Raw genomic sequence first — 11,284 nt, forward strand, 5'->3', positions numbered from 1 at the left:
GACCCGGACCGGCGCTATCCCCGGGCGAGCACGACCCCCAGCCAGAGCGCCCCGACCCCCACCAGCACCGACACCGCGACATTCGCCGCGGCGAGCCCCCGGTGACCGGTCTCGGCCAGCCGGAGCGTCTCGTAGGAGAAGGCCGAGTACGTGGTGAGCGCGCCGGAGAGTCCCGTACCGAGCAGGGCGTACGCGGACGAGGAGACCGCGGCCCCGGCGAGCACGCCCAGCAGCAGGCTCCCGGCCGCGTTGACGCAGAGTGTCCCCCAGGGGAACAGCGAGCCATGGCGGCGCTGCACGGCCCGGTCGGTCAGATAGCGCAGGGGAGCGCCGACGGCCGCGCCCAGCGCCACCAGGAACCAGGTCACCGGGGGTCCCCAGCGGCCCTGGCGCGGGCGGTGACCGCCCGGGTCGAGGAGGCCGCGGCCCAGACGGCGACCGCGCAGAGCACGACCGTCCCGCCCGCGTACAGCGGCGCGAGCCACAGTTCGCCGCGCTCCACCAGATCGCGGAAGTCCAGGGCGTACGCCGAGAAGGTGGTGAACCCGCCGAGCAGCCCCACTCCGGCGAACGGCCGCGCCAGCGGGTGCGCGCTCCGGCCGCCCTCGGCCACCAGCACCATCAGGACGCCGATCAGCGCGGAACCGAGGGTGTTGATCCCGAGAGTGGCGAAGGGGAAGCCGCCATCGGCGGGCCAGGCCCGGGAGATCGCGTACCGCGCGAGGGCCCCGGCCGCGCCGCCCAGCGCGATCGCCGCGAGCACCGGCGGGAGGCGGCCCGCCAGGGCCTCCGTCCGCTGGGCGGGGACCCGGAGATCCACATCCGGGTCGACGGGGGCCTCGGAGCCCTCCCGGCTCACCCGTACCCGAGCGCGTGCAGGCGCTCGTCGTCGATCCCGAAGTGGTGGGCGATCTCGTGGACCACGGTGATCTCCGTCTCCTCGACCACCTTCTCGCGGGTCTCGCACATCCGCAGCGTCGGCCCCCGGTAGATCGTGATCCGGTCCGGCAGCACCCCCGCGTACCACTCGCCCCGGTCGGTGAGCGGGGTGCCCTCGTACAGACCGAGCAGCTCGGGGTCGTCGGCCGGCGGCTCGTCCTCGACGAAGACGGCGACATTGTCCATCAGCCGTGTCAGCTCCGGCGGAATCCGGTCCAGCGACTCGGCGACCAGTTCCTCGAACTCCTCGCGCGTCATCTCCAGCACCCGGCCATTGTCACGTACGCGGCGCGTTCCGGTCGCCCCGGGCGGGCGGGTGGTTTCCCGCCGCACGACAACCGCGTGCCCGGCCGCGCGGAAGCGGTACGGAAGGGTACGGGGGCGGTACGGCTCCGGGGCGGGGGCCGCGCGGCCGGCGCCCCGGAGCCGCATGGCGCGCGAGCGCGATGGGCATACGGGCCCCATGGGACGCGCACGTGAGGCCCCGGACCCGGCACCGCCCCCGGAGCGGGCACCGCGGGCCCCACTGGCCCGGCTTCCGCGGCACCACCGCTCCCGGCACCCCCACCACCTCCCCGGCACCCCCGCGCACGCCCCGCGCCCCTGGGCGCGGGCGCTCGGTCTGGTCGCCGTCGTGGTGGCCGGGGCCTGGCTCGGGCTGCTGGTCGTGGGCAGCGTGCACACATCCATCGGGCCCATGGACACCCATATGACCCTGCGCCCGGACCTCTCCGGCGGGACGAAGATCAATGTCTCTCCGCTGGGCGCGCTCGAACTCGACTCCCACACCGCTCCCGTCCGTCTCGACGTGGACATCGACCAACTGGACCCGGTGCGCTCCCGGGCCCTGGTCGAACACCCCGAACGGCTCGCCGGACTGGGCGACGAGGTCGCCCGCGATGTCGCCGGCGGCACCGCCGAACTGGCCGTGCGCTCCTGTGCCGCCGTGGTGCTCGGGGCCACTACGCTCGGCCTCGCCGTCTACCGCCGCCCGCGCAGGGCACTGGCCGCCGGAGGGCTCGCCCTGGCGCTGCTCGCCGCCTCCGGGGCGAGCGCCCTGGTCACCTGGAACCCGAAGTCCGTACTGGAGCCCCGGTTCTCCGGGCTGCTCGCCGGGGCGCCCTCGCTCGTCGGCGACGCGCGGTCGATCGTGACCGATTTCGACGTCTACCAGAAGGAGTTGGCGCGGCTGGTCACCAATGTGACCAAGCTGTACGACGCCACCTCCAGCCTGCCGACGTTCCAGCCCAACCCGCTCACCATGCGGGTGCTCCATGTCTCGGACATCCATCTCAACCCGGCGTCCTGGCATGTCATCGGCTCGCTGGTGGAGCAGTACGGCATCGACGTGATCATCGACTCCGGCGACACCATGGACCACGGCTACCCCGCCGAGAACCGCTTCCTCGACCCGGTCGCCGACCTGGGCGCGCCCTATGTGTGGGTGCGCGGCAATCACGACTCCCGGGCCACCCAGGCGTATCTGAAGCGGCTGAGGAACTCTCATGTGCTGGACGGCGGCGAGGCGGTCACCGTCGCCGGGCTGCGGATCGCGGGTCACGGAGATCCGCAGTACACCCCCGACCGCTCGGTGCGGGCCGAGGGCGACCCGGCCGAGCGGATGATGGGCATCCGGTTCGCCTCCGCCCTGCGCGACGAGACCCGGGCCGGGACCCCGGCCGACATCGCGGTGGTCCACAACCCGGTCGCCGCCCGGGAGACCGACGGGACGGTTCCGCTGGTGCTGGCCGGCCATCTCCACCGGCGGGTCGACGAGGTCATGGAGCACGGCACCCGGCTGAAGGTCGAGGGCTCGACGGGCGGCGGCGGTCTGCGGGCGCTCCAGAACGACAAGCCGGAGAAGGTGCGGGCCTCGGTGCTCTATCTGGACCGGGAGACCCGGCGGCTCCAGGCGTGGGACGAGATCACCCTGGGGGGCCTCGGGCTGACGACGGCCGAGGTGGCCCGCCATCTCCCGGCGGAGGCCACCACCGACGGGCGCGAGCACGGACCCGGGGGGCGGGAGCACGGACCCGGTGGGCCGGGGCCCGGGCCGTCGGCGCAGCGCTCGGCGGGGGCCTCCCCGGGCCGTCCGTAAAGCGTTTTGGCGATACCTCCCGCCATCCCATATGCTTCTCACGTCCCCGACGCGCTGCGAAGCGCCCAGGCGGGCCCTTAGCCCTCATCGTCTAGTGGCCCAGGACGCCGCCCTTTCAAGGCGGTAGCACGGGTTCGAATCCCGTTGGGGGCACGCAACACATGTGCGAGACTTGTGCTCGCACATAGCTTGGTCCTGTGGAGCAGTTTGGAGTGCTCGCCACCCTGTCAAGGTGGAGGCCGCGGGTTCAAATCCCGTCAGGACCGCTGCGGCTCGTCAGAGCCGCGTGGCTGGGTAGCTCAGTTGGTACGAGCGTCCGCCTGAAAAGCGGAAGGTCGCCGGTTCGACCCCGGCCCCAGCCACCGCAGCCCTTTCGGGCAGACAGCTCCACCGAGGAATCGGTGGAGCTGTTGTCGTTCCGGGCCACGGCTGGGACCGTCGGAACCGGACCGGACCGACACCCGGACCGGACCACATCGGAACCGGACCGGGCCGACAAACGGACCGGACCCGAGAGCGCCGGCCCACACCACCTCGGGGTGACCCCGTGCGAACCGTCCATCAGCTCACCCCCTCCCCACCGCCCGGCCAGGCCCCCCGCCCCGGCGGCCGGGTCTGGTACGCGTCCTACGGGTCCAACACGGATACGGAACGGCTGCGGTACTACCTCGCCGGCGGCAGGCCGCCGGGGTCGGCCAGGACCCACCCCGGGTGCCGGGACCGCGCCGATCCGGTGCGGTCCGTACCGGTCGAGCTGCCCGGGGCGCTGTACTTCGCGACCGAGTCACCCGTCTGGACCGGTGGCCGGGCGTTCTACGACCCCGGGGGCGGCGGCCGGGTCTGGGCGCGGGCCCATCTCGTCACCGCCGGGCAGTTCTCCGACATCGCCGCCCAGGAGATGTACCGCGCCCCGGGGACGGATCTGGACCTCGGGCCGGCGGTCACCGGCGGCCGGGACTCCCTCGGGCCCGGGCGGTACGAGACGCTGGTCTGCCCCGGCTTCCTGGCCGGCCTGCCCGTGCTGACCTTCACCGCGCCCTGGGGCCGGGACGACGTGGAGTGGGTGGCTCCGGCCGGTGGCTATCTGCGGTGGCTCGCCTCCGGGCTGCTCTCGGCCGGGGCCTGGCGGGCCCCGGCCGTCGCCCGGTATCTGTCGCGGGCCCCGGGAGCCGCCGGCCACTGGTCGCCCGGGGAGATCGCCCGGCTCCTGGAGGACGGGTCCTGACCGGGAGGGTCAGACGTCCTCCTCCGGCGTCCGGTGCGGCGCCACCTCGGTGCGTGCGCCCCGGTGCCGCAGGCCCCGCACCGCCGGTACCAGCGCCACCACGGCCACCACACCGACCAGCAGCGCCCAGTCCGGGACCGCCTCGCCCACCGAGCCCGCCCACTGCTCGGCCGCGAAGGAGTCGTCCACCGAGAGCAGGCCGGGCAGGGCCGTCGTGCCGTCGAAGACGAGGAAGACCGTGCCGAGGACGATGAAGAACACGCCCGAGAGGAGCGAGGTGGTGTGCAGCCGCAGCCGCCCCAGGGTGAGCGGCCGGCCCCGCAGCCAGCGGCGGCGGCCCAGGTCGAAGCGGTCCCAGAGCAGGGCGAGCGCGAAGAGCGGCACGGCCATGCCCAGGGCGTACACCGCCAGGAGCAGCCCGCCGTAGACCGGGCTGCCGCTGACCGCCGACACCGTCAGGACGCTGCCGAGGATCGGGCCCGCGCAGAAGCCCGCGAGCCCGTAGACCAGACCGAGGGCGTAGACGGGGGCGGCCGTGGTCGGGCGGATGCGGCCGGACAGCTCCGCCATCCGGCGGGAGGCGAAGCCCAGGCCGAGGAGCTGCGCCACCCCGAGCGCGATGATCGTCCAGCCGCCGACCGCGACCAGCAGATCACGGTTGCCGTGGAAGAACCGCCCGGCGTAGGAGCCGGCGACCCCGAGCGGGACCAGGGTGGTCGCCAGACCCGCGTAGAAGATCCCGGTACGGAGCAGCAGCCGGCCGGCCGAGTCGAGCGAGTACGCGAAGAAGGCGGGCAGCAGCAGGGCGCTGCACGGGCTGACCAGGGCGAGCAGCCCGCCGAGGAACGCGGCCAGATAGCCGATGTCCGTCATCGGCCCGCCTCTTGGGAAGCCCGGGGAGCCGTCTTCCGGGCGGTCTCGATGGCCTGGGTGAAGGCCTCCATGGGCTGGGCGCCGGCGATCGGGCGGCCGTTGACGAGGAAGGACGGCGTGGAGGTCGCCCCCAGTCCGTACGCCTCGTCCTGGTCCCTCTTGACGGACGCCTTCGCCTCGTCGCTGTCCAGGTCACGGGCGAAGCGGTCCGCGTCGGGGACACCGGCCCGCTCGGCCAGTTCCTTCACCCGGTCCTTGCCGAAGCCCTTCTCCTTCGCCCCGGCGGCGTACGCGGCGGAGTGGAACTGCCAGAACCTGCCCTGCTGCCCGGCGGCCCAGGCGCCCCGGGCGGCGTTCTCCGACTCCTCGCCGAAGATCGGGAAGTTCCGCCACTCGATGCGCAGCACACCGCTGTCGACATACTTCTCGATCAGCTCGGGCTCGGTGTCCCGGGCGAACTTCCCGCAGAAGCCGCACTTGAAGTCGGCGTACTCGACCATGACGACGGGGGCGTCCGCGCGGCCCACGGCGAGCGGGTCGCCGTCGTCGCGGCGGGCGAGCTTCGCCAGTTCGGCGTAGGCGTCGTCCTGCGGGTCGGCGGAGACCTCGGCGACGGCCGAGGAGTGGGCGGACGGGCCGTCGTCGGGCCGGGTGGCGCTGTAGGAGGCGAGGCCGAGGAGGAGGGCACCGGCGAGGACGGCGACGGAGATGACCACCGGCTTGAGGGCGGTCCGGCGGGCCTGGGCGGGGGTGACATAGGGCTTCGAGGCGGACTTCGAAGCGGACTTCGGAGAGGGCTTCGGAGAGGGCTTGCGCGGGGTGGCGGACATGAGAGTTCGGGACTCCTGAGGGAGGTCTGAGCAGGTCTGGGCAGGTCCGGGAAGGTCCGGGAAGACTGTGAGGGCCTGTGAGGGCCTGTGAGGGGAGCGGGGCCCGGCGCCGGCGCGACCGCGCGAAGGGCGGCCGGGCCCGGCCGCGCGGCTGTCACCCGCCCGCCGGAACAGCGCGGGGCGGAACGGGACGGGGACGGAAACGGACGCCGGACAGCGGCCCGGGGCGGAGGCGCGGCGGGGCGGCAGGGCGGGCATGCGGCGGCAGAGGCCGGGGCCGGGCCTAGACGCGCAGGATCGACAGACCCACCGGAGTGGGCGGATCGAGCGGCGGCGGGCCGCGGTGCGGAGCCACCCCGGGCGCCGCCGTCCCCACCGGGCCGGGCGTGCCATGGGTGTCGTACGGGACGGGCGCCGGCTCGTACGAGGGCCCGCCGCGCGGCGGGGGCGAGGGATGGGCGCCCCGGTCGTCCTCGGGCGCGCCCTTGCCGCACCCCGGTGTCTGGCTCTGCGCCACCGCGACCGGGTCCGCGCCCGCCGGGTCCCGGCCGTCCGCGTACGAGGGCGGGCAGAGCGCCACCAGCAGCGCGCAGACCAGCGCGAGCAGCACGGCCACCGAGACCGGGAGCCGGCTCGGGGAGTCACCGCGGTACCGCATGGACGCGCTGTCTCCTTCCCGGGCCGGGCTCGGCCGCCCCGGAACGGACGGCGGAACCGAGGGCGGCTGAATGATCTGTTCCATACTGCACCAGCTTGCGGAGGAAATGCGTTCGCCAGTGCTTTGACGGGGGTGCGATCCTGGGAGCCGTATGTCTACTTCCTTTGCCGACCTTCAGACGCTGCTGGCCGGAGTGTCGCTGCGCGACGCCCACCGGCTGGGCCGCCGTCTCGAAGGCGCCCGCCGCATCCGTAAGCCCGAGGCGCGGCAGGCCGTGCTGGACGAGATCGCGGCCGAGGCGGAGAAATCCGCCGCCCGGGTGGCCCGACGCGCCGAACGGGTCCCCGCGATCAGCTATCCCGAAGAGCTGCCCGTCAGCCAGAAACGGGACGAGATCCTCTCCGCGATACGCGACCACCAGGTCGTGATCGTCGCGGGCGAGACCGGGTCGGGGAAGACGACCCAGATCCCGAAGATCTGCATGGAGCTGGGCCGGGGCGTGCGCGGCATGATCGGCCATACGCAGCCGAGGCGCATCGCGGCCCGCACGGTCGCCGAGCGCGTCGCCCATGAGCTGGACACCCCGCTCGGCGAGGCCGTCGGCTGGAAGGTCCGCTTCACCGACCAGGTGGGCGGCGACACGTTCGTGAAGCTGATGACGGACGGCATCCTGCTCGCCGAGATCCAGACGGACCGCGAGCTGCGCGCCTACGACACGATCATCATCGACGAGGCCCATGAGCGCTCGCTCAACATCGACTTCCTGCTGGGCTATCTCGCCCAGCTGCTGCCCAAGCGCCCCGACCTCAAGGTCGTCATCACCTCGGCGACGATCGATCCCGAGCGCTTCTCCCGCCACTTCGGCGACGCCCCGATCGTCGAGGTCAGCGGTCGCACCTATCCGGTCGAGGTGCGCTACCGCCCCCTCCTGGAGGAGGAGAGCGAGGAGAGCGACCGCGACCAGATCACCGCGATCTGCGACGCGGTGGACGAGCTGCGGCGCGAGAGCCGGGGCGACATCCTGGTCTTCCTCTCCGGCGAGCGCGAGATCCGCGACACGGCGGACGCGCTGAACAAGAAGCTCCAGTCCCGTGCCGGGGCCCATGGCCAGGGCCATGGCACCGAGGTGCTGCCGCTGTACGCGCGGCTCTCCCACGCCGAGCAGCACCGGGTCTTCCAGGCGCACTCCGGCCGCCGGATCGTGCTGGCCACCAATGTGGCCGAGACCTCGCTGACCGTCCCGGGCATCAAGTACGTCATCGACCCCGGCACCGCGCGGATCTCCCGCTACAGCCATCGCACCAAGGTCCAGCGGCTGCCGATCGAGCGGATCAGCCAGGCCAGCGCCAATCAGCGCAAGGGCCGCTGCGGCCGCACCTCCGACGGCATCTGCATCCGGCTGTACTCCGAGGACGACTTCGACGCCCGCCCCGAGTTCACCGACGCCGAGATCCTGCGGACCAATCTCGCCTCGGTCATCCTCCAGATGACGGCCGCCGGGCTGGGCGACATCGAGAAGTTCCCCTTCATCGACCCGCCCGACCACCGCAACATCCGCGACGGCGTGCAGTTGCTCCAGGAGCTGGGGGCCTTCGATCCGGCGGAGCGAGATCCCCGGAAGAAGCTGACCCCGCTCGGCCGGAAGCTCTCCCAGCTGCCGGTCGACCCCCGGCTGGCCCGGATGGTCATCGAGGCCGACCGGAACGGCTGTGTCCGCGAGGTCATGGTGATCGCCGCCGCGCTCTCCATCCAGGACCCGCGCGAACGGCCCGCCGAGAAGCAGACCCAGGCCGATCAGCAGCACGCCCGGTTCAAGGACGAGACCTCCGACTTCCTCTCCTTCCTCAATCTCTGGCGCTACATCCGCGAACAGCAGAAGGAGCGCGGCTCCTCCAGCTTCCGCCGGATGTGCAAACAGGAGTATCTGAACTTCCTGCGCATCCGCGAATGGCAGGACATCTACGCGCAGATCCGCCAGGTCGCCAAGACCATGGGCATCCACATCAACGAGGAGGACGGCCCGGAGACCAGTGTCCACATCTCGCTGCTGTCCGGACTCCTCTCCCACATCGGTCTGAAGGACGCCGACGCCAAGAACGAATACCTGGGCGCGCGCGGCGCGAAATTCGCGGTCTTCCCCGGTTCGGCGCTCTTCCGGAAGCCGCCCCGGCTGGTGATGTCCGCCGAACTGGTGGAGACCTCACGGCTGTGGGCCCGGGTCAACGCGAAGATCGAGCCGGAGTGGGTCGAACCCCTCGCCCAGCACCTGCTGAAGCGCACCTACAGCGAGCCGCACTGGGAGAAGGACCAGGCGGCGGTGATGGCCTACGAGAAGGTCACGCTGTACGGGGTGCCGATCGTCGCCCAGCGCAAGGTGAACTACGGGCGGATCGACGCCGAGACCTCCCGGGATCTTTTCATCCGCAACGCACTGGTCGAGGGTGACTGGCGCACCCACCACAAATTCTTCGCCGCGAACCGCCGGCTCCTCACCGAGGTGGAGGAGCTGGAGAACCGGGCCAGGCGCCGCGACATCCTGGTGGACGACGAGACCCTCTTCGACTTCTACGACCAGCGGGTGCCCGAGGACGTCGTATCGGGTGCCCATTTCGACTCCTGGTGGAAGCAGAGACAGCGGGAGGAGCCCGAGCTTCTCGACTTCGAGCGCGAAATGCTCATCAACGAGAAAGCGGGTGCCGTCACCAAGGACGACTACCCGGACTCGTGGCGGCAGGGGCCGCTGAAGTTCCGGGTGACCTATCAATTCGAGCCAGGTACGGACGCGGACGGGGTGACCGTCCACATCCCGCTCCAGGTGCTCAATCAGGTCACGGCCGAGGGATTCGACTGGCAGATCCCGGGGCTGCGGGACGAGATGGTGGTGGAGCTGATCCGCTCGCTGCCGAAGCCGATCCGCCGGCATTACGTGCCCGCGCCGAACTTCGCGTCCGCATTCCTGGAGCGGGCCGTTCCGCTCCAGGAGCCGCTGCCGGTGACGCTGGCGCGCGAGCTCCAGCGGATGGTGGGGGTGCCGGTCTCGCCGGACGACTTCGATCTGTCGAAGGTGCCCGACCATCTGAAGATCACTTTCCGGATCGTCGACGAGCGGCGGCGCGCGCTCGCCGAGGAGAAGGACCTGGAGGCGCTCCAGCACCAGCTGCGCCCCAAGGCCCGCCAGGCCCTCTCCCGGGCCGCCGCGGCGACCGCGGGGCCGACGGGCGAGTCGATCGAGCGCACCGGGCTCACGGACTGGACCATCGGGACGCTGAGCAGGGTCTTCGAGACCCGGCGGGCCGGGCAGCCGGTCAAGGCGTACCCGGCGCTCGTCGACAGCGGCGAGAGCGTCTCCGTGCGCCTCTTCGACACCGAGGCCGAGCAGCAGCAGGCGATGTGGCGGGGCACCCGGAAGCTGATTCTGCTCAACATCCCGGTGAACCCGGCCAAATTCGCCTCGGACAAGCTCACCAACCAGCAGAAGCTGGCGCTCTCCGGCAATCCGCACGGCTCCGTCCAGGCCCTGTTCGAGGACTGCGCGTCCGCCGCCGCGGACAAGCTGCTCGCCGACCGCGGCGGGCCCGCGTGGGACGAGGAGTCGTACCGCAAGCTGTACGACTCGGTCCGCGCCGACCTCGTCGACACCACGGTCCGCACGGTGGGCCAGGTCCAGCAGATCCTGGCGGCCTGGCAGGCCTGTGAGCGCCGGCTGAAGGCGACGAAGAGCCCGACCCTGCTCAGCAACGTCCGGGACGTTCGGGAGCAGCTGACGGCCCTGATGCCGGCCGGCTTCGTCACCCGGACCGGGCTGCGCAGGCTGCCGGACCTGATGCGCTATCTGGTGGCGGCGGACCGCAGGCTCCAGCAGATGCCGACCTCGGTCCAGCGCGACACCTCGCGCATGGAGAAGGTCCACGAGATGCAGGACGAGTACGCCTGGCTGCTGGAGCAGATGCCGCGCGGGCGGCCCGTGCCGCAGGATGTGCTCGATGTCCGCTGGATGATCGAGGAGCTGCGGGTGAGCTACTTCGCGCACGCGCTCGGCACGGCGTACCCGGTCTCGGACAAGCGGATCGTGAAGGCGATCGACGCGCTGGCGCCGTGACGGCCCCGTCACCCAGAGCGAGTTCGACCGCCGGGCCACCGCTGCTGTAGAGTCTCGTTTCGCAGCCCAGCGAGGAAATACGGGCCGCGAAACCTGGTCCTGTGGAGCAGTTTGGAGTGCTCGCCACCCTGTCAAGGTGGAGGCCGCGGGTTCAAATCCCGTCAGGACCGCAGTTGAGGGCCCGCACCTGATGAAGGTGCGGGCCCTCGTCGTGCGCCCGGAGGCCGTGCCACGCGGCGGAGCCGCAGATCGACACAGCACATCCCGTCAGGACCGCGGTTGAGGGCCCCCACCCGATCACCGCACCGGCCCTCGCCGCACACCCCGGGGCCGTGCCACGCGGCGGAGCCGCAGATCAGCACAGCACATCCCGTCAGGACCGCGGCCGAGAGCCCGCACCCGATCACCGCACCGGCCCTCGCCGCACACCCCGGGGCCGTGCCACGCGGCGGAGCCGCAGATCGACACAGCACATCCCGTCAGGACCGCGGCCGAGAGCCCGCACCCGATCACCGCACCGGCCCTCGCCGCACACCCCGGGGCCGTGCCACGCGGCGGAGCC

At 72.2% G+C, this 11,284-nt stretch carries 9 protein-coding genes and 4 tRNA genes; 7 read left to right on the forward strand and 6 right to left on the reverse strand.

Going from position 1 to position 11,284, the window contains the following annotated elements; translation table 11 throughout:
• Window positions 1-14 precede the first annotated feature (14 nt).
• The 3 genes from ABT122_RS14575 to ABT122_RS14585 are packed head-to-tail and all read right to left on the reverse strand — an operon-like array spanning window position 15 to window position 1,206.
• A complete protein-coding gene (locus tag ABT122_RS14575; protein ID WP_351550628.1) occupies window positions 15-368 on the reverse strand; it encodes a fluoride efflux transporter FluC in 354 nt (117 codons plus the stop codon).
• A complete protein-coding gene (locus ABT122_RS14580) occupies window positions 365-859 on the reverse strand; it encodes a fluoride efflux transporter FluC (RefSeq protein WP_351550631.1) in 495 nt (164 codons plus the stop codon). The genes ABT122_RS14575 and ABT122_RS14580 overlap by 4 nt, the downstream gene beginning before the upstream one ends.
• Window positions 856-1,206, reverse strand: coding sequence for a metallopeptidase family protein (locus ABT122_RS14585; protein ID WP_351550634.1), 351 nt, complete (start codon window positions 1,204-1,206; stop codon window positions 856-858). Before ABT122_RS14585 ends, ABT122_RS14580 begins: the two co-directional genes overlap by 4 nt.
• Window positions 1,207-1,402: 196 nt before the next feature.
• Here ABT122_RS14585 and ABT122_RS14590 point away from each other — a divergent pair, with 196 nt between their 5' ends.
• From ABT122_RS14590 to ABT122_RS14610, 5 genes are all read left to right on the forward strand, one after another.
• Window positions 1,403-3,037, forward strand: coding sequence for a metallophosphoesterase family protein (locus ABT122_RS14590; protein ID WP_351550638.1), 1,635 nt, complete (start codon window positions 1,403-1,405; stop codon window positions 3,035-3,037).
• A gap of 80 nt (window positions 3,038-3,117) precedes the next feature.
• Window positions 3,118-3,190: transfer RNA gene (locus ABT122_RS14595), tRNA-Glu, on the forward strand.
• A gap of 38 nt (window positions 3,191-3,228) precedes the next feature.
• Window positions 3,229-3,303, forward strand: a tRNA-Asp gene (locus tag ABT122_RS14600).
• A 22-nt stretch (window positions 3,304-3,325) separates the two neighbouring features.
• Window positions 3,326-3,399, forward strand: a tRNA-Phe gene (locus tag ABT122_RS14605).
• Between the two features lie 185 nt (window positions 3,400-3,584).
• Entirely contained in the window at window positions 3,585-4,262 is a 678-nt protein-coding gene (locus ABT122_RS14610; RefSeq protein WP_502976143.1) for a histone deacetylase, read from the forward strand.
• A 9-nt stretch (window positions 4,263-4,271) separates the two neighbouring features.
• Here the strand turns inward: ABT122_RS14610 and ABT122_RS14615 are convergent, their stop codons facing one another.
• The 3 genes from ABT122_RS14615 to ABT122_RS14625 form a co-directional block, all read right to left on the reverse strand.
• Complete coding sequence (locus ABT122_RS14615) at window positions 4,272-5,135, reverse strand: cytochrome c biogenesis CcdA family protein (protein WP_351550641.1); 864 nt, start codon at window positions 5,133-5,135, stop codon at window positions 4,272-4,274.
• Window positions 5,132-5,965 (reverse strand): DsbA family protein, encoded by an 834-nt coding sequence (locus ABT122_RS14620; RefSeq protein ID WP_351550643.1) that lies wholly within the window; start codon window positions 5,963-5,965, stop codon window positions 5,132-5,134. The genes ABT122_RS14615 and ABT122_RS14620 overlap by 4 nt, the downstream gene beginning before the upstream one ends.
• A gap of 283 nt (window positions 5,966-6,248) precedes the next feature.
• The gene (locus ABT122_RS14625) at window positions 6,249-6,623 is read right to left on the reverse strand and encodes a hypothetical protein (protein WP_351550645.1); all 375 of its coding nucleotides are present in this window, start codon (window positions 6,621-6,623) and stop codon (window positions 6,249-6,251) included.
• Between the two features lie 151 nt (window positions 6,624-6,774).
• On the opposite strand from ABT122_RS14625, the gene hrpA reads away from it, so the two are divergent.
• Window positions 6,775-10,722, forward strand: coding sequence for an ATP-dependent RNA helicase HrpA (gene hrpA, locus ABT122_RS14630; protein ID WP_351550648.1), 3,948 nt, complete (start codon window positions 6,775-6,777; stop codon window positions 10,720-10,722).
• A 95-nt stretch (window positions 10,723-10,817) separates the two neighbouring features.
• Window positions 10,818-10,892 (forward strand) — tRNA-Asp (locus tag ABT122_RS14635).
• The last annotated feature ends 392 nt before the right edge of the window (window positions 10,893-11,284 follow it).

Source organism: Streptomyces sp. NPDC001985 (assembly GCF_040296845.1).
GTDB lineage: Bacteria > Actinomycetota > Actinomycetes > Streptomycetales > Streptomycetaceae > Streptomyces.